We start from the raw sequence: 17,917 nt of genomic DNA, 5'->3' as shown, positions 1-17,917 counted from the left end.
GTCACCTGTACCACCCCCGGAAAGGACCCGACATGGCTCCCGCCATCTCCCTGCAGCTCTACACGGTGAACGCCGCGCTGGAGCCCGACCTCGACGGCGGCGTCCGCCGCCTGGCCGAGATCGGCTTCGACACCGTCGAAGCGTTCGCGTTCGTGGACCGAGCAGCGCAGCTCAAGTCCGCGTTCGACGCCCACGGCATCACCGCGAAGACCGGCCACGCGTTCCTGGTCGAGGAGACCATCCCGCTGCCGGACGGCACCGTCATGACCGCTCCGTCGCACGCCGACACCTTCGCCGCGGCGAAGGAACTCGGCCTCGAGATCGTCATCGACCCGTTCGTCGGGCCCGAGGCGTGGACGACCCGCGAGGGCGTCGAGCGCGTCGCCGCACGGCTGAACGCCGCCGCCGTCGAGGCCGCCGAGCACGGTCTGCGCGTCGGCTACCACAACCACGACCACGAGCTCCGGCCGCAGATCGACGGCCAGCCTGCGCTGCAGGTGCTCGCGTCGCTGCTCGACCCGGCCGTGGTGCTCGAGCTCGACCTCTACTGGGCATCGGCTGCGGGCATCGACGTCGTCGCGTTCATCGAGGAGCTCGGTGACCGCATCGTCGCCGTGCACGTCAAGGACGGTCCGATGCGCGACGACATCTCCACCGCGACGATCCCCACCGACCAGACCCCGGCCGGCCAGGGCGACGTCCGGCTCGCCGAGGCGCTGCGTGCGGCGACGGCCCTCGAGTACGCCGTCATCGAGTTCGACGGGTTCGACGGGGACGTCTTCGACGGTGTGCAGCAGTCGTACGAGTGGCTCGCGGCGCAGCTCGCGCCGGCCGGTTCGTCGTCCGCATCGGAGGTGTCCGCATGACCCGCACCGGACGCGTCGGCATCGGCTTCATCGGCGCCGGCATGATCAGCGAGCAGTACCTGGCGAACCTCACGACGTTCCCCGACGTCGAGGTCGTCCGGATCGGCGACATCGACACGGAGCGCGCCGCGGCGTCGGCTTCGAAGTGGGGTGTCGCGGCCTCGGGCGACGGCGCATCCGTGCTCGCCGATCCCGACGTCGAGATCGTCATCAACCTGACGCTCCCCGCCACGCACGTCGCCGTCTCGATGGACGCACTGCGTGCCGGCAAGCACGTGTGGAGCGAGAAGCCGATCGGCGTGGACCGTGCCTCAGCCGCATCGCTCGTCGAACTCGCCGACTCCCTCGGTCTGAAGCTCGGCATCGCGCCGGACACCGTGCTTGGCCCGGGGTGGCAGACCGCCAAGCGCGCGATCGAGGCGGGCGCGATCGGCACCCCGCTCACCGCGGTCACGAGCATGCAGTGGCAGGGGCCGGACGTGTTCCACCCGAACGCGTCGTTCCTCTACGCCAAGGGCGCGGGCCCGCTGTTCGACATCGGCCCGTACTACTTCACGGCGCTCGTGCACCTGCTCGGACCGATCGACTCCGTCGTCGCGACTGGGTCTCAGTCGCGGTCGACGCGGCAGCTGGTCGTCGGACCGAACGCGGGCGACTCGTTCCCCGTCGAGGTGCCGACCCACGTCTCCGTCCTGACCTCGTTCGAGCAGGGTGGCAACGCACAGTCGCTGCTGTCGTTCGACACCCCGCTGTTCCGGCACGGCGTGTTCGAGGTCAACGGGACCGAGGGCACGATCGTCCTGCCCGACCCGAACACGTTCGGTGGCGGGCACCCGATCCGGATCGCGCGACCGCTGACCGCCGATGCGTCCTTCCCCTTCTCGCAGGAGTGGGACGTGCTGCTCGACGAGGAGCCCACCGTCGGCCGTGGGCTCGGCGTGCTCGACATGGCGCGGGCCATCCGTGGCGGCGGCTCGCACATCGCGACCGGTGAAGTCGGGTACCACGTGCTCGACACCATGGTCGCGGTCGAGGAGTCCATCGCCGCCCGCTCGTTCATCGAGGTCGAGTCGACCGTCGCACCGATCGCGTCGCTGCCCGAGGACTTCGACCCGCTCGCGGCGACGCTGGAGGGCGCGCAGGTCTGAGGGCTGGATCGACTGCCGGGATCGACCCGGAACGACATCCCCGACGTCGTGCGACGACGGGGGTGTCGTTCCGCGTCAACGTCGGTCTCAGCGCACCGCGTGCTGGCGGAGCGCGATGACGACCTCGTCGAGGAAGTCGTCGACCTGGTCCTGGTCGTAGCCCTCGCGGAACTTCGTGGGCTGGAACCGGGCGGCGGACACCTGCTCCGGTGTGAGCGGATCCACCGGTCGCCCCTGCTCGTACCCGGCGAGGGTGGTCTGGATCCGGTCGAGGAACGCATCGACCTCGCCCTGGTCGTAGCCCTCCCGCCACTTCGTCGGTCGGAACCGCTTGTCGGACACGTCCTTCGCGAGCATCTGCTCCCCCTTCTGCATGCCCGTCATGCTCTCACGGGCCTGCGAACGGGCAGGGGCAGCGGCGGTACTGGCAGCTCAGCGCTGTGGGAGCCGGCGGCCGAACACGGCGTCGAGGAACCGCGCGAAGCGGGACTCTGACGGCGGCGCGGTCGGGACCGCGCGCGTCGGCGACCGGAACGCCAGGTCGTGCAGCATGTTCCGCTTCGAGCCGTCCCAGTTCGCGAACAGGTAGGTGCCGCCGATGAACGACATGCTCCGGACCGGCGTGCGCTTCCAGGAGTCGGCAGCCACGTAGTAGCCCGTGTGTCCGGAGCGGATGTGCTGGATCACGGTGTCGACGTCGATGACGCTGGTGGTCGTCACGACGGCGGTGATGCCCGTGCGGTCACGGGCGACGTACTCGATGAGGTGTTCGGTCACGGTAGGACTCTTCGTCGCAGAGGCGGGACGCCACGACGGTGAACGTGGCGAAGGGTGTTCGGAACCGCCGTTGCTTCCGACAGCAGGATACGTCCGGTTCGTCGTGGCGTCACCGGAATGTCCGACGGTCGCACACGCTCGAACGTTCAGACGGGCCGACGGACCATCCACGAAGCGATCAGGTCGACGGCAGCCGCGAAGTCGATGCTGTCCGGTCGGTTGAGGAAGGCGTGCCGGCTGTCGGGCAGGACGTGCCGTTCGAGATCGACCCCCGCGGCACCGAGTTGCCGTGCGAACCGGTCGCCGGATGCGCGCATCGTGTCCCGCTCGGCGTCGAGCACCAGGGTGCGCGGGAACGTGCTGAGGTCCTCCGGTACTGGGAACGCTCCGGCGCCGAGCGGCCCGGCGTAGGTGCGGTTCGCGGCGTCGAGCAACAGCGGAGCGTGCGTGATCCGCCGGTGCCCGCGCACGAGACGCTGCACCGCTGGGTCGCGAGGGATCCGCGCGTGGAAGAACCCGTACGCGAGCACGGTGCCGGCCAGCGCGGGGCCGGACGGGATCGCGGTGGTGGCGAGGCACGCTCCAGCGCTCGCGCCACCGAGCACCAGACCGGCCGGACACTCCTCTGCGAGCGAGTGGAGCACCGTCACGACCTCGTCGCGTGCATGCGGTGCACGTCGGCGTGCTCGTGGACCCGTCCGCCCGATCCAGGGCATGCCGGGCAGCGGACCGAGGCGGTAGTCGACGGCGACCACCGGGATGCCGCGGGCACTGAGCACCCGGGCCACGGCGTCCGACTCGGGCAGGTCGAGGTCGCCCCGGAAGAACCCACCCCCGTGCAGCCAGACCAGGGTCGGAGCGGCTGCCGGGTACTGCGGTCGGTAGCGCCGGATCGGGACCGGTCCGTGCGGACCCACGACGTGGTCGTCCACGACGTCCACCGACGCCCCGATGCCCTCTCCCCGCATGCCAGCAGACTACGGGCCGGTAACGATGCGAGCGCCGACACCTCGGTCGGTGCACCGTGGAGTGGTGCGCACTTCGAAGACTGCTCTGTTCCTGACCGGCGCGGCCGTGGTCGCCCTGCTGACCGGCTGCTCCGGCGGCGGGGACGGTGGCGACGCGACCCCGACCGTCACCGAGACCGTGACCGCGGCGCCGACGGACACGGCAGCCACCCCGACGCCGACGAGCACGCCGAGCCAGACACCGACGCCCACCGCGACCTGTGGTCCCGCGAGCGGCTCCGAGGCAGCAGCCGCCGGGATCGCTGCGCTGCCGTCACCCGCCGGCCTCGAGGACACCAAGTGGGACGCCGCGAACGCCGACTACACCGGCTACGACGCCTGCGCCTCCCTGTCCTGGTCCGTCGTCGCGCCCGAGTTCGGCACCGCCGGGTCGCCGTACGCGATCCTGCTCTTCCACCAGGGCCGGTACCTCGGCACCGCGACCTCCGAGCAGTACGCGTTCGAGCCGGTTGTCGAACGGTTGGCCGACGCCTCGATCAAGGTCACCTACACGTACGCGAAGGCGAACGAGGCGAACGCTGACGCCTCCGGTCGCACCACCGCGACGTACATCTGGAACGACGGCACCGAGCGCGTCGACATGACCGGCGAGGTCCCGCCCGTCGGCTGATCCGGCGTCGGCGGCTCAGCGGCGCTCGCGCGCTCCGTGGTGCGGATCGAACTCCCGCCGCAGCGACCGGAGCACCTGCATCAGGATGTGGATCTTCGTCACGCTCGCGCCGAACGGCCGCCCGATGACTGCGCGCGGCAGCAGCACGAACCGACCCACCGCCTCGGTGACGATCCAGATCCCGGTGTCGGTGCGTTGTCCGCGGACGTCCGTCGAGGCCAGCTCGATCGTCCTGACGTCGTCCCACACCAGGTCGAACACGGGATCGTCGCGCTCGGGTGACCACGCGTGGAGACCCGCCGCGTCGACCGTCCACAGCTCCGGCCTCGGGTCCGGGAAGTCGTCGGCGGCGTACGGGCCCGAGCGGAGGACGGGCAGGTGGAAGCGCGTTGTGGTCCCGTTCCGGCGGATCCGGTCCAGCACCACGCGGTCGCGCCGCCCGCGCAGCCAGGACAGCACCGCGGCCACGGGCCCGAACCCGAGCAGCAGCACCGAGAACAACGGCACGGCGAAGGGGCGTCGGGCGTCCGAGTGCAGGATGCCGTCGAGGTGGGTCGCCGAGAAGTACACCCCGATCCCGCCGGCCACCGTGACGATCGTGAGGCCGACCAGGAACGGCCACCGCTTCGGCATCTCGCCGTCGCGCAGCCGCTGCACCCACCGCTCGCCCGAGTACTCCACCGCACCATCCTGCCCGGCTGGACCGCACGACGGCCGCGAGCACGAGATGCTGTTCCCATGCAGTTCGCCCGCACCACCGCACCCGGTGTCGCCGTCGCCGTCGCGATCGGCCTCGTCGCGACCCTGATCGGATCGGTCGTCCCGGTCGTGGGCGGACCCGTCCCCGCCGTCCTGATCGGCGCGGTGCTCGGTTGGCTCGTCCGTCGGCGCACCGGCGGCACCCTCGCCGTGCTCGCTCCCGGCGTGAAGTTCTCGTCGAGTCGTGTGCTGCAGTTCGCGGTGGTCCTGCTCGGCGCGCAGCTGTCGATCGGCGAGGTCCTGCGCATCGGCGGCGAGACCCTGCCGGTCATGCTGACGACCCTCGTGGTCTGCCTCGGTGCCGCCTGGGGGATCGGCCGTCTGCTGCGGGTGTCGAGCGCCCTCCGCACCCTGATCGGCGTGGGGACCGGGATCTGCGGTGCGTCCGCGATCGCGGCCGTCACGCCCGTCATCGGTGCGGTCAGCGCGGACGTCGCCTACGCGATGTCGACGATCTTCCTCTGCAACATCGCCGCGGTGTTCGCCTTCCCCCTGCTCGGCCACGCCCTCGGCCTCAGCCAGCACGCCTTCGGCGTGTTCGCGGGCACTGCGGTGAACGACACGTCGTCCGTCGTCGCCACCGCGACGGTCTACGGTCGCCAGGCGACCGACACCGCGGTCGTCGTGAAGCTGGTGCGCACCCTGATGATCATCCCGATCGTCATCGGGCTGGCCGGACTGGAGGCCCGACGCGCCTCCCGCGAGCAGCTCGCGCCCGACACGGGGTCGCGCAGCGGGTTCCGCGTGTTCCGGTTGGTCCCGTGGTTCCTGATCGGGTTCCTCGTGGTGGTGCTGCTCCGGACGGTCGGGGCCCTGCCGGCTGCGGCTGCCCCGGGGTTCTCGACGGCGGCGTCGTTCCTCATCACGGTGGCCCTGGCGGCGATCGGGTGCTCGACGGACTTCGCGGCGCTGCGACGTGCCGGCTTCCGTCCGATGCTGCTCGGCATCGCGCTCTGGGTGCTCGTGGCGGGGACGAGCCTCGGCGCGCAGGCGGTCTTCGGCCTGCTGTAGGACGCGGAGCCGCGCCGGGGTCAGATGATCCGCGAGTCGATCACCGCCCGGTCGCCGCGGTACCGCGAGAACCCGTACTCGACGGGCGTCCCGTCCGCCAGGCACATCAGCCGCTCGATGTGGAAGATCGCCTGCCCGGGGTCGATGTCCAGCAGGTCGGCCGTCCACTGGTCGGCGTTCACGGTGCTCAGCAGCAAGCGTCGAGCCTCCGGACGCGCACCGGCCTTCCGGACCAGCACGTCCGGCACGTACTCGGTGAGCGGTTCGGCGACCAGGTCGGGGAAGCGCTCGTGCGGCACCCAGCTCGTCCGGACCCGGCTCGGTTCGCCGTCGAACGAGATGAGGCTCTCGACGAAGAACGCGCTGCTGCCGGTCATCTGCAGGTTGCGTCGGACGGTCTCCGGCGCGGTCACCTGCTGCACGCACAGGTGCACGATGCTGAGCCGGGGTGACTCGAACACGCTGCCGCCGGCCGTCTCGCCGTAGATCGTGACCTCGTCGGACGTGCGGGCCAGGCTCACCGAGGCGACGGGCCGGACACCGAACGTGCCGGATCGCGGTGCACGGGTGAGCAGCCGCTGTTCCTTGAGCAACGTCAGCGCAGCCCGCAGGACGTTCCTGGTCGTGCCGTACAGGTCGAGCAGCTCCCACTCGTACGGCAGCGGGCCGGTGAACCGGCCGGCGACGATGTCGGCCCGGATCAGGTCGGACACCTGGCGCGCTGCGTCGGAACGTCGGTTGAACCCGATCCAGTGCCCCGGCGCCGACGGGGTCGTCCCGACGCCCATGTCGGTCCAGGCCGCGGTCGGGGCGAACTCCTCCGGCACGATCCCCGTCACGAGGCCACCCCCACCGTCGAGACGTCGCCGGTCCAGCCGGCCCAGCGCAGGAACTCCCGGGCCAGGCGCACCGGGTAGTCGGGCGCCTGGATGTCGAGTGAGACGAACACGCGTCGGTAGAACGTCGGTCCGCCGAGCAGGTCGACGGCGATGCCGAGGTCGACGTCCGGGCGCAGGTCGCCGGCGTCCATCGCCCGCTGCAGCATCGCGTTCACCCGCAGCCGCCGGTCCAGGTGCCACTCGGTGACGGCCTCGGCGACGCGCGGCTCGTGCGACGCGGTCTCCACGATGAGCGGGAGTGCGCGGCCGACCGGAGTCGCGACCAGGGCGTGCACCCACCCCCGGGTGAGCCCGAGGACCCCCTCGGCGATCGGGGCGTCCTGGATTGTGGGGATGTGCTCCTCCATCAACCGGATGACGGTCTCGGTGAGCAGCACCTCCTTGCTCGACCACCGCCGGTAGATCGTCGCCGCCCCGACCCCGGCAGCGTCGGCGACGGCCCGGATCGTGAACGCGCGCGGGTCGCCCTCGGCCAGGATCTCGACGCACGCCGTGTAGACGGCCTCGCCGACGGCGGCACTCCGGGGCCGACCGCGGACCGGCGCCGCGGTGCTCGTCACCGTGCTCGCCGCGGTGCTCGTCGCGGGGCTCATGCCGCGTCCCAGTGCTCGAGGACCCGGTCCATGCTCCAGACCTCGCCGATCTTGGCGGCGATGTCGAACAGGTTCGCCTCGTGCACGCTCGGCAACCGGTCGCCCACCGCCTCGCGCACGACGATCGGGACGAACCCGTGCTGCATGGCGTCCGTGGCTGTCGCGCGGATGCACCCGCTCGTCGACAGCCCCGCGATGAACAGGGTGTCCACACCGCGGGCGACGAGGTCGGCAGCCAGCGAGGTGCCGAAGAACGCACTCGGGTATTGCTTGGGCACCAGGGTGTCCCCGCCCTGGGGCTCGAGCCCGTCGACGAACGCCCCCGTGGACGCCCCCGGCAGGTACGCGGCGAGCGCCGGCACCTTGCGGAAGAACACCCCGGCGTTCGACCCGTCGGCGGACAGCGCCATGGTGGTGATCGCCACGTGCACCCCGGCGGCGCGGGCAGCGGTCGTGAGCTCCCGCATCCGCTCGACGGGTTCCTCGACCCCGGCGTAGAGCCCGCAGTCGGGGTCGACGTAGGCGCGGACCGGGTCGACGACGACGAGCGCAGCGCGTCGTCCTGGCTGCAGCGCGCCGGTGAACCCGGCCGCCGCGTAGTCCTGGTGGTCGTCGGTCATGGGGTCCTGCTTCCGTCGTGGGTGGTCGTTGCCAGGGTGGGGACGGTCACGTGGACGCCCCCGGCTCGGGGACCGGACCCGACCTGTCGGGCCGGAGTGGTGCCTCCCGGTCGGGTGGTCCGAACGGACCGAACGCGACGATGAGCGCACCGAGGGCCGCGCAGCCGGCGAAGGTGAGCGCTGCGGCGCGGACGCCGTCGACGAACACCTGGACGTCGCCGGCCGGCAGGCCGAGCAGGCTGCCGTCGTAGGCGGCTGCCGCCTGGGAGGCGGACAGGCCGCCCGTCGCGATCGCGAGTCCGAGGGCCGTCGAGAACAGGAAGCCGGCGTTCTGCAGGGCGGAGCGGATGGCGTTGGCGATGCCGCGTCGGTGTTCCGGGACCCGGGTCATCAGTGCGGACGTGCTCGGCGTCATGAACACGCCTGTCCCGACCCCGACCGCGCCGAGGCCGGTGGCGGTGACGACGTAGGCGCTGCCGTCGGCGAGGGAGACCGCGAGCACCGCGGCGCCGAGGGCGATGAGGAGCATGCCGATGGTCGACAGGGTCCTGGCGGCCACGCGACGGGCGAGGAACCCCGCGGTCACGGCGGCGACGGTCGTGCCGATCGGGGTGGGGAGCACCCAGAGGGCGGCCTCGACGGCGTCCTTGCCGTCGACGGCCTGGAACGACAGGGACGCCAGCAGCACCAGTGCGTAGCTGGACAGGGCGCAGAGCCCGGCGGCGGAGAACAGGGTGATGGTGGCGCGGTCGCGGAAGATCGCCGGGTCGACCAGGGGGTGCGCGACCCGGCGCTGGGTCCACACGAACACGCCGCCGAGGACGACTGCGCCCGAGGCCATCGCCACGACGGGGACGGCCGACCAGCCGATCGAGCCACCCATCGAGACGGCGCCGACGAGCAGGCCGACGGCCGCGACGGACAGGATCGATCCCGGTACGTCGAGGCGCTCGCCGGAACGGGGACGGGTGCTGTGCGGGATCAACCGGAGCGACCAGACGAGTCCGGCGAGCGAGATCGGCACGCCGGCGAGGAAGATCCAGCGCCACCCGAAGGACTCGGCGACCAGCCCGCCCACGACCGGGCCGATGACCTGCCCCACCGCGGCGACGGTGGCGTTCAGGCCGAGGCCGAGCGACAGGATCGACTCCGGGAAGACGTCGGTGAGCAGTGCGGTCGTGTTCGTGACGATGGCCGCCGCACCCACGCCCTGCACGAGCCGGGCGCCGAGCAGGACGGCGGCGTCCGGGGCGAACCCGCACGCGAGCGAGGCGAGCAGGAAGACGAGGATGCCGGCGATGTACAGGCGGCGCCGACCGACGAGGTCGGCGATCCGTCCGAAGACCAGGATCAGGGTGGTCGTGGTGAGCATGTAGCTGAGGAGCACCCAGCTGGACTGCACCGCGCTGGCGTCGAGGTCGCGGCTGACGTCGGGGAGCGCGACGAGCAGGGCGCTCGAGGAGATGAAGACGAGGACGACGCTCAGGCTCGAGGCGCAGAGCACCTGCCAGGCGCGTCGTCGGGCGGCGCCCTCGTCGATGGTGCGGCTACTGATCGGTCGGCCCTCGCACGGCGGACGACGGCGGCACCAGGCGGTGGTGCGTCGTGACCCGCTGGAAGGCGGCGGCCGCGGACAGCACCAGGCGGTCGTCCCACGGCCGCGCGACGAGCTGCACGCCGACGGGCAGACCGTCGGGCGCGGTACCCGCCGGCATCATCAGTGCCGGGAACCCCACGTAGTCGAACAGGCGGGTGTTCCGGGGGATGACGTCGTGCAGGTTGAACCGCTCGCCGTCGACGGACATGGTCAGGTCGTCGAGTCGCGGGGCGGTGGCCCCGATGCCGGGGGTGAGCACCACGTCCACGCCGGCCTCGTCCATCCGGGCGACCATCGCGGCCTGCACGAGCGGGCGGCGGCGGAGCGCCCGGAGGTAGTCCGCCGCGGTCGGCAGGAACGACACGTCGAACCGGGCCCGGGTCCCGGCGTCGAACAGGTCGGCCGTGGCGGCGTTGGCCTCCTGGTTCGCGGCGAGTTCGCCGTAGAAGACGGTCCAGCACTCCGCGTCGATCGACTCGAGGTCGTCGAACTCGATCGGCACGAGGGTCGCTCCGAGGGCGCGGAACTGCTCGGTCGCGGCGGCGTGGGCGTCGAGCACCGCGGTGTCGACGCGTTCGGTGAACCAGCCGCGCGGCACCCCGATGCGGAGCCCCTCGACCCGCTCCGGTTCCGCCTCGATGAGCGGGACGGCGGTGAACGTCGTCGGGTCCTCGCCGTCGGACCCGGCGATGACCGCCAGGACGAGCGCGAGGTCCTCGGCGGAGCGGGCCATCGGTCCGACGTGGTCGAGGGTCCACGACAGGCTCGCGACCCCGGTGCGCGGCACGAGGCCGTAGGTCGGCTTGATCCCGGTGGTGCCGCAGAGTGCGGACGGCACGCGGATCGACCCGCCGGTGTCCGATCCGAGCGCCAACGGGACGATCCGGGCGGCGAGCGCCGAACCCGACCCGGTCGACGAGCCACCGGTCCAGCGCTCGGGGTCCCAGGGGTTCCGCACGGCACCGTAGCGGGCGTTGTGCGGCCCCCCGCAGGCGAACTCCGTCGTGGCCGCCGTGAACACGGGGATCGCGCCGGCTGCACGGAGTCGGGCCACGACGGTCGCGTCGGCCGGGGCCACACGGTCGCCGGTCTGGAGCGAGCCGCTCGTGACGATCGTCCCCGCGACGTCGATGATGTCCTTCACGGCGAACGGGATGCCCTCGAGCGGCCGGGCCTCGTCGTCCGCCCAGCGGCGGGTGGACTCGGCGGCGGCTGCCTCGGCTCCGTCCACCAGGCGCAGGACCGCGTCCGACCAGACGTCGTCGCTCGTCCAGTGCGGGGCGAGTGCGGCCAGGACGGCGGACGGGGTGGTGGTGCCGGAACGGTAGGCGTCGAGGAGCTCGACGACCGTGGCAGCGGCGGGGTCGGCGGCGGCGGGCCGGGACGCCGACGGCGCGTCTGCGGGCCGGGCCGGGATCGTGTCCACGCCCGTGCCCGGTGTCGCCGCCACGGCCGGGGCCGCCTCGATCGCGGCGTCGAGCAGCCGACCGAACAGCTGCGCACTGTGTGCCGGTTCCGCGCGCAGCGACGACGGGGCTGCCGGCAGCGGGTTCGCGCGGCTGGCGGCCAGCGCCCGGTCGAGCTGCGGGGCGATGGTGCCGCGGACCACGGCGGCGACGTCCGTCACGCGGGGACCGCCGCCGGTGCGTGGGCGTCGGCGAGGTACCGGAACACCCCGGGCTGGCGGTCGCGTCCGAGCGGGAAGTCGTGGCGTGCCGCGGCGACCTCGCCGACGTCGATGGTGGCCCGGATGATCGGCCCCGCCTGGTGGGCCGGTGCCGAGACGACCAGGTCGCCCCGCGGTGAGACGACCGACGACCGACCGAAGTAGCTCACGGTCTTGCCGTCGACGGTCTCCTCGCCGCCGCGGTTCGGGGCGACGATCCACGTCTGCGTCTCGAGCGCGCGGACCTGCAGTTCCTGGGTGAACAGGGTCTCGCGGAAGCCCATCGACGACACGAGCACGAGCATCACCTCGGCACCGGCGGCCCGCGATGCGAGCCAGTACTCCGGGAAGCTCCGGTCGTAGCAGATGAGCATCCCGAAGCGGGTGCCGAGCGCGTCGAACACGACCGGCCCGGAGCCGGCGGCGAAGTAGTGCTTCTCGTCGACGTCGGAGATCGCGTTGGTCGGGATCGAGGTCTTGCGGTACGACGCCACCTGCTCGCCGTGCACGTCGGTGCCGTGCACGAGCGTGCCGTCGGCGTCGATGAGCACGGCGCTGTTGTACTGCGCGTCGCCCGCGTCCTCGTACAGGCCGAAGGCGACGGCGGTGCCCAGACGCTTCGCCGCCGCTGCGAACCGTGCGGTTGCGGGGCCGGGGACGGGCTGCGCCCAGGCCTTGCGGCTGTCGTTGACCACGCCGCAGAAGTAGGGCGTGGTGCAGAGCTCGGGGAACACGACGAGGTCGGCGCCCTCGGCCGCCTGTTCGAACAGGGCGATGAGCTCGTCGAGCGCGACGTCGCCGTCGGCCGGGGTCTGTCCGGCCTGCACGACCGCGACCTCGATGACCGGTCGGCTCCCTGCGGCGCTCATGCGGTGACCGCGCTCGGAGCAACGGACTCCACGCCCTCGCGGGTGCGCATCAGCGGCTGGATGCGGGTGCCGAAGTCGTCCATGCCCTGCAGGAAGTCGTCGAACACGACCATGATGCCCTTCGTGCCCTCGACGACGGCGGCCTCGTCGAGCATCGCAGCGACCTGCTCGTACGAGCCGACCAGCGTGCCCATGTTCATGTTCACGGCGCCCTCGGGCAGGGAGATCCGCTTGGCGGTGTTGCCCTCCTCACCCTCGGTGTCGGTGAGCGCCTGGCCCGTCATCCACGAGATCGCCTCGACGTCGACGCCGTCGTTGTAGAGCGCCCACTTGGCCTGGGCGGCCTCCTCGGTCTCGTCGGCGATGATCATGAACAGCACGTACGAGCCGACGTCACGACCGGTCTTCGCCCGCGCCTCGATGAGGGCCTTGTTCTGGTCGGCGTAGGCGGTCGGGGTGTTCACGCCGACGCCCATCGAGAAGTTGTAGTCGGAGTACTGGGCGGCGAACGCCATGCCCTGCGACGACTGGCCGGCCGAGACGATCGGGATGTGTCCGGTCGGCTTCGGCAGCATCTTGCAGTCGTTCATCGTGAAGTAGTCGCCGTTGAAGTCGGACTCGCCGTGCTCCCACAGCTCCTTCATGACCTGCATGTACTCGGTCTGGTAGGCGTAGCGGCGCTTGAAGTGCACGTCGTCGCCGGGCCACAGACCCATCTGGTCGTACTCGGCCTTCTGCCACCCCGCGACGAGGTTCAGGCCGAAGCGACCGTGCGAGATCGAGTCGACCGTCGCCGCCATGCGCGCCGCGATCGCCGGCGGGATCGTCAGGACCGCGGTGGTGGCGAACAGGCGGATCCGCTCGGTGCGGGCGGCGAGACCGGCCATCAGCGTGAACGACTCGAGGTTCTCGTCCCAGAACCCGCTCGGGCCGCCGTACCCGTGCAGCTTGATCATCGACAGCGCGAAGTCGAAGCCGTACGCCTCGGCCTTCTGCACGATCTCGAGGTTCAGGTCGAAGGACGGCTTGTACTGGGGCGACGTGGTGGAGATGAGCCAGCCGTTGCTGCCGATCGGGATGAAGACTCCGATGTCCATGGGGGACTCGCTTTCTGTGGTGGGTGTCGAGCAGGGAGGGGGAGGACGAGGTGGGTCAGGAACGCTTCGCGGCGGCCTTGGCGGCGGTCGCGACGGAGTGCCGCCGGATGGTCTGCGACACGGCGACGGCGACGATCAGGGCGCCGCCGTAGAACAGCTGCTGGACGAAGTTGTCCGCGCCGAGCATCTGCAGGCCGACGACCCCGGAGAACAGGAAGTACACGGCGATGAAGGTGCCGATCGCGTTGAACCGGCCCGGGATGATGGCGGTCGCGCCGAGGTAGCAGGCGGCGAACGCCGGGAGCAGGAACGACTGTCCGCTCGACGGGTCCGCGCCGCCGAGCGTGCCGGCGTAGACGACCCCGGCGACCGCGGCGGTGAGGCCGGCGCCGACGAACGCACCGACCCGGAGCCGTCGCACGTTCAGCCCGGACAGTTCGGCGACGGTGCGACCGGTGCCGACGAACAACAGCCGTCGGCCGACCGGGGTGGCGCTCAGCACGACCAGGACGACGACGGTGGCGATCAGGCCGTACACGAACGCCAGCGGCAGGCCGGCGAGCCCGCGCCACCCGACCGTGGCCTGCACGAGCGCGGGGTCGATGCCCGTCACCGACGACGAGGCGCTCATCCACTGGATGATCCCGATCATGAACGTCGAGGTGCCCAGCGTGACGATGAACGAGTCGATGCGGAACCCGACGGTGAGCAGGCCGTTGACGAGCCCGACCACGACGCCGATGACGAGACCGGCGGCGATCGCGGGCACGAGCGGGACGTCCATCTTCGCGTTGAGCACGGCGATGGTCATGGCGGAGAGCGACATCGTCGAGGCGCCGGACAGGTCGAACTCGCCCGCGGTCAGCGGGAAGAGGAACCCGAGCGCCAGGATGAGCAGGACCGACTGGGACCCGAGGATGTTCTGCAGGTTGCCGAGGGTCGGGTAGGTGTCGGGCAGCGCGATGCTGAACGCGATGACGATGACGAGCCAGGCACCGAGCAGGGCGTAGCGCTCGGTGTGCCCCCATGAGAAGCGCGGGCGGGTCGGACGGACGATCGAGGTCTCGAGGACGGGGTCGGCGGTGGTGGACATCAGGCGTTCTCCTTGACGAGGGAGGGAACAGCAGCAGGGGACGGAGCAGCGGCGGACGGAGCAGCGGGTTCGGCCGCGTCGACGAGGCTCGCCACGACGGCGGCCGCGATGACGTCGCGGTCGACGCGTTCGTCGGTCAGCACGTCGTGCACGCGGCCGTGGGCGAGGACGACGACGCGGTCGCACAGTTGCGCGAGCTGGTCGTAGTCGGTGGACGCGCAGACGATGGCGACGCCCTGCTCCGCACTCCGGCGGAGCATCGAGAAGATCGCCGCGCGGGCGCCGACGTCGATGCCCTGGGTCGGTTCCTGCAGGAGCACGAGCCGGGGGTCGTCCTGCATCCACTTCGCCAGGACGGCCTTCTGCTGGTTGCCGCCGGACAGCGTGCCGAACAGGGCGGACGGGTCGGCGGGTCGGACGTCGTAGTCGCGGACGAGTCCCGCGACGTGCGACCGTTCCCGTGCGGGGGAGAGGCCGAGCAGTCCGCGGAGCTTCCCGAGGACGGGGAGCGTGACGTTCTGCTCGACGGACAGGGTGAGCGCCCCGCCCTCGCGCTTCCGGTCGGCGGGGACGTACACGACACGGCGGGCGATGGAGGAACCGGGCGACACCCGGGTCAGGTCGATCGGGGCGGCCTGCACCCCGTCGTCCCGCACGGTGAGCGATCCGGTCGCGGGTCGTGCGCCGTACAGGCCGGGCAGCACGTCCTCGACTCCAGAGCCGGCGAGGCCCGTGATGCCGACGACCTCGCCGTCGGCGACGTCGAACGACAGGCCGTCGACGACACCGACCCGGAGGTCGCGGACCGCCACGACGGCGTCACCGGTGGTCGCCGGCCGAGGGGTCCTGGCGGCGGCGCCGTCGAGCCCGCGTCCGACGATGAGCGCGACGAGTTCCTCGGCCGTCGTCGTGGCGGTGTCACGGTGTGCCTGGACCCGGCCGGCCCGCAGGACGGTGACCCGGTCGGCGTGCTCGAGGACCTCCGACATGTCGTGCGACACCAGCAGTGCCGAGGTGCGGCCGTCCGCGACGAGGTCCTTGACGACCCGGAACAGCAGGTCGGCGTCCTCCTTCGGCAGGAACACCGTCGGCTCGTCGAGCACGATGAGCGCGCGGTCGTCACCGAGTTCGGCGACGGCCCGCAGGATCGCGACGAGCGCCTTCTGGGTGTCGGAGAGCTCGTCGATCCGTGCACGGGGGTCGATGTCGACCCCGTACCGCGCGAACAGCTCGGCGGCGGCGCGGTGCTCGGCGCCCCAGCGGACGAAGGGGCCCCGGCCGGCCACGACGGTCGCGAGCCGCAGGTTCTCGGTCACGCCCAGGGACGGGACGAGCGCGAGGTCCTGGTGGACGAAGCTGATCCCGACGCGGCGGAAGTACCCGGGCGGCACCGGCAGTGGCAGTCGGGCACCACGGACCTCGATCGTCGCTCCCGGCTCCGGCGCGTAGGTGCCGGACAGGATCTTGATGAGGGTCGACTTGCCGGAGCCGTTCTCGCCGAGGAGCGCGTGGACCTGGCCCGGCAGGACCTCGAGGTCGACGTCGTCGAGTGCGGTCAGTCCGCCGAAGCGCTTCGTGAGTCCGCTGATCCGCAGCACCGGCACGGCGGTCACTCGGCCGCGCCCCAGATGGCCTCGTACCCGGTCTTGTACGCGTCGCCGTAGCCCTTGCTCGGCGCCGGCGGGGTGCCGGTCTCGTCGACGTTGTCCTTCGTGAAGACCTTGAGCGGGGTCTTCTCGTCACCGTCCTCGATGATCGGGGTGTCGGTCAGGACGCGGCCGGCCTGGTCGAGCGTGGCGTACGCGAGCCACTCCATGTTCTCGCCGATGTCCATCGTGAGGACGCTGCCGTCCTGCAGGATCTTCAGCACGGCGGGGGTGCCGTTGTACGACGAGGTGAACACCTGGCCGGTCTTGCCCGCCGCGGTCACGCCGGCCTCGACGTAGAGGGTCATCGAGTCGTAGACCGGCAGCACGTAGTCGAGGTTCGGGTTGGACTGCACGGCGGACTGCACCGTCGACGAGATCTTCGTCGCCCAGTCGGCGACCGGCACGTTCGTCACCTTGACGCTGCAGCCGTCGCACTGCGCCTCGAACTCGTCCTGCATCGCCTTGACGATGCCGTCCGACGGGGGGACCTCGGAGGACGTGATGATCAGGACGTCGCCCTGGCCCTTCGTCTCCTTGATGGCCCAGTCGGCGTTGAGCTTCGCGGCCTCGTGGAACGGGGCGGTCACCTGCGCGGCGACGAGGTCCTGCAGCTGGTCCGGCAGCGCCTCGCCGGTCTGGTACGTGTGGCTGATCAGCACGGGGATCCCCGCGGCCTTCGCACGCTTCAGCGCCGGGACGATGAGCTCACCGTTGACGCCCTGCGCCAGCACGATGATGTCGGCGCCGCGGCTGATCGCCTGGTCGATGCCGGCGGAGTGCTCGGTGGGCGTGCCCTGGTTCGTGTACTCGATCCACTTCGCGCCGTACTGCTCGGCGACCTTCTCGCCGGCCTCGTCGACCGCGGTGATGAAGGGGACAGCGGACGAGTTCGGGATGTTGAAGATCGTCTTGCCGGCGATCCCCGACATGTCGAAGGGCTCGCCCTCGAAGGTGAACTCGGGGTCGACGCTGGCCGCCTCGATCTGGCTCGTGGCGTGCTCGACCCCGGCGGTGTCGTCGCCGGAGGTCGTCGATGCGGTCGACGTGGCCGAGCAGGCGGACAGGAACAGCACGCCGGAGAGTGCGGCGGCGAGGAGCGCGGGGCGGGGGAGACGCGTTCGGGACGGTGCGGGGGACGACATCGGTCGGGGACCTCCTGGACGGGTGGAGCAGGGAAGGTGCGGGGAAGCTGCAGCGGGTACGACGAACACCCCGCGGCGCGGGGTGGCGTGTGCAGGGAGCCGGGAGACGTTCACCGGCGGCGGCGGGGCGTCGGGGTGACGCCGGCCGCTGCAGTGGGGCTGATGCGAATGTAACGGCAGCGGGGAGCCAGCAGGCGGTCGCCCGGTAACGGTCCTGTTAGGCGTTTGTTTCGCTGGTGTTAGGCCACCCGTCGCGATGGTGCGCGCGGGGCGTCCGCCGCGTGGTTCCGCGGGGGACGACTGCGCCACCGAGGCCCGTGCACGCGCGGATCCGGGCGGTGACGGGGCGGCGACGGCGGGGCGAAACACGCTGGACGCATCCGAGGCGACTTCCGGTAACGGCGCTCTCACAATTCGCAGGCGACGGCCGCGCACGGCGGCTGGCGGAATGCCCCGGGCCCCCGGACGCACAGCCCGGCTGACCGGGACATTC

General features: G+C 71.6%; 17 protein-coding genes and 2 pseudogenes. 4 read left to right on the top strand and 15 right to left on the bottom strand.

The genetic code is table 11. The annotated features are described in order from the left end of the window. Positions 1–32 precede the first annotated feature (32 nt). Positions 33–866, top strand: a complete 834-nt coding sequence (locus tag M4960_RS07215; RefSeq protein ID WP_248703872.1) for a sugar phosphate isomerase/epimerase — start codon at positions 33–35, stop codon at positions 864–866. Continuing rightward, positions 863–2,014, top strand: a complete 1,152-nt coding sequence (locus M4960_RS07210) for a Gfo/Idh/MocA family protein (protein ID WP_132099814.1) — start codon at positions 863–865, stop codon at positions 2,012–2,014. Before M4960_RS07215 ends, M4960_RS07210 begins: the two co-directional genes overlap by 4 nt. 102 nt (positions 2,015–2,116) lie before the next feature. Here the strand turns inward: M4960_RS07210 and M4960_RS07205 are convergent. From M4960_RS07205 to M4960_RS07190, 4 genes and pseudogenes are all read right to left on the bottom strand, one after another. Further along, a pseudogene (locus M4960_RS07205) lies at positions 2,117–2,239 on the bottom strand (DivIVA domain-containing protein); the annotation flags it as partial. A gap of 39 nt (positions 2,240–2,278) precedes the next feature. Continuing rightward, a pseudogene (locus M4960_RS07200) lies at positions 2,279–2,371 on the bottom strand (DivIVA domain-containing protein); the annotation flags it as partial. A 75-nt stretch (positions 2,372–2,446) separates the two neighbouring features. Beyond that, positions 2,447–2,791 (bottom strand): hypothetical protein, encoded by a 345-nt coding sequence (locus M4960_RS07195; RefSeq protein WP_123939340.1) that lies wholly within the window; start codon positions 2,789–2,791, stop codon positions 2,447–2,449. A gap of 146 nt (positions 2,792–2,937) precedes the next feature. Then, a complete protein-coding gene (locus tag M4960_RS07190) occupies positions 2,938–3,759 on the bottom strand; it encodes an alpha/beta hydrolase (RefSeq protein ID WP_248703871.1) in 822 nt (273 codons plus the stop codon). A gap of 64 nt (positions 3,760–3,823) precedes the next feature. Between M4960_RS07190 and M4960_RS07185 the strand changes: the two genes are divergently transcribed. After that, complete coding sequence (locus M4960_RS07185) at positions 3,824–4,429, top strand: LppP/LprE family lipoprotein (RefSeq protein WP_248703870.1); 606 nt, start codon at positions 3,824–3,826, stop codon at positions 4,427–4,429. A 15-nt stretch (positions 4,430–4,444) separates the two neighbouring features. Here the strand turns inward: M4960_RS07185 and M4960_RS07180 are convergent, their stop codons facing one another. Next, a complete protein-coding gene (locus M4960_RS07180; RefSeq protein WP_248703869.1) occupies positions 4,445–5,110 on the bottom strand; it encodes a hypothetical protein in 666 nt (221 codons plus the stop codon). Positions 5,111–5,167: 57 nt separating this feature from the next. On the opposite strand from M4960_RS07180, the gene M4960_RS07175 reads away from it, so the two are divergent. Continuing rightward, positions 5,168–6,199, top strand: coding sequence for a YeiH family protein (locus tag M4960_RS07175; protein ID WP_131846588.1), 1,032 nt, complete (start codon positions 5,168–5,170; stop codon positions 6,197–6,199). Positions 6,200–6,219: 20 nt separating this feature from the next. Here M4960_RS07175 and M4960_RS07170 read toward each other — a convergent pair whose 3' ends face one another. The 10 genes from M4960_RS07170 to M4960_RS07125 are packed head-to-tail and all read right to left on the bottom strand — an operon-like array spanning position 6,220 to position 17,424. Continuing rightward, entirely contained in the window at positions 6,220–7,038 is an 819-nt protein-coding gene (locus M4960_RS07170; protein ID WP_131846589.1) for a GntR family transcriptional regulator, read from the bottom strand. After that, positions 7,035–7,691, bottom strand: coding sequence for a TetR-like C-terminal domain-containing protein (locus M4960_RS07165; RefSeq protein WP_131846590.1), 657 nt, complete (start codon positions 7,689–7,691; stop codon positions 7,035–7,037). The genes M4960_RS07170 and M4960_RS07165 overlap by 4 nt, the downstream gene beginning before the upstream one ends. Beyond that, a complete protein-coding gene (locus M4960_RS07160; RefSeq protein ID WP_248703868.1) occupies positions 7,688–8,311 on the bottom strand; it encodes an isochorismatase family protein in 624 nt (207 codons plus the stop codon). The genes M4960_RS07165 and M4960_RS07160 overlap by 4 nt, the downstream gene beginning before the upstream one ends. Positions 8,312–8,357: 46 nt before the next feature. Continuing rightward, the gene (locus tag M4960_RS07155) at positions 8,358–9,815 is read right to left on the bottom strand and encodes an MFS transporter (protein ID WP_165932389.1); all 1,458 of its coding nucleotides are present in this window, start codon (positions 9,813–9,815) and stop codon (positions 8,358–8,360) included. Positions 9,816–9,858: 43 nt separating this feature from the next. Further along, on the bottom strand, positions 9,859–11,535 hold the full coding sequence (locus tag M4960_RS07150; RefSeq protein WP_248703867.1) for an amidase: 1,677 nt from the start codon (positions 11,533–11,535) through the stop codon (positions 9,859–9,861). Beyond that, positions 11,532–12,443: a carbon-nitrogen hydrolase family protein gene (locus M4960_RS07145; protein ID WP_132099820.1), complete on the bottom strand. Its 912-nt coding sequence runs from the start codon at positions 12,441–12,443 to the stop codon at positions 11,532–11,534. The genes M4960_RS07150 and M4960_RS07145 overlap by 4 nt, the downstream gene beginning before the upstream one ends. Next, on the bottom strand, positions 12,440–13,540 hold the full coding sequence (gene rutA, locus M4960_RS07140) for a pyrimidine utilization protein A (RefSeq protein WP_248703866.1): 1,101 nt from the start codon (positions 13,538–13,540) through the stop codon (positions 12,440–12,442). Before rutA ends, M4960_RS07145 begins: the two co-directional genes overlap by 4 nt. Positions 13,541–13,595: 55 nt before the next feature. After that, positions 13,596–14,633 carry an ABC transporter permease gene (locus M4960_RS07135; protein ID WP_123341179.1) on the bottom strand — a complete coding sequence of 346 codons (1,038 nt, stop codon included), beginning with the start codon at positions 14,631–14,633 and terminating at the stop codon, positions 13,596–13,598. Continuing rightward, positions 14,633–16,246: a sugar ABC transporter ATP-binding protein gene (locus tag M4960_RS07130; protein ID WP_248703865.1), complete on the bottom strand. Its 1,614-nt coding sequence runs from the start codon at positions 16,244–16,246 to the stop codon at positions 14,633–14,635. The genes M4960_RS07135 and M4960_RS07130 overlap by 1 nt, the downstream gene beginning before the upstream one ends. Further along, entirely contained in the window at positions 16,243–17,424 is a 1,182-nt protein-coding gene (locus M4960_RS07125) for a sugar ABC transporter substrate-binding protein (protein WP_173170432.1), read from the bottom strand. Before M4960_RS07125 ends, M4960_RS07130 begins: the two co-directional genes overlap by 4 nt. Between the last annotated feature and the right edge of the window lie 493 nt (positions 17,425–17,917).

This window comes from Curtobacterium sp. MWU13-2055, assembly GCF_023242305.1.
Taxonomy (GTDB): domain Bacteria; phylum Actinomycetota; class Actinomycetes; order Actinomycetales; family Microbacteriaceae; genus Curtobacterium.
The sequence above is the reverse complement of the archived record's forward strand: the minus strand, read 5'-3'. Positions and strand labels throughout refer to the sequence as shown.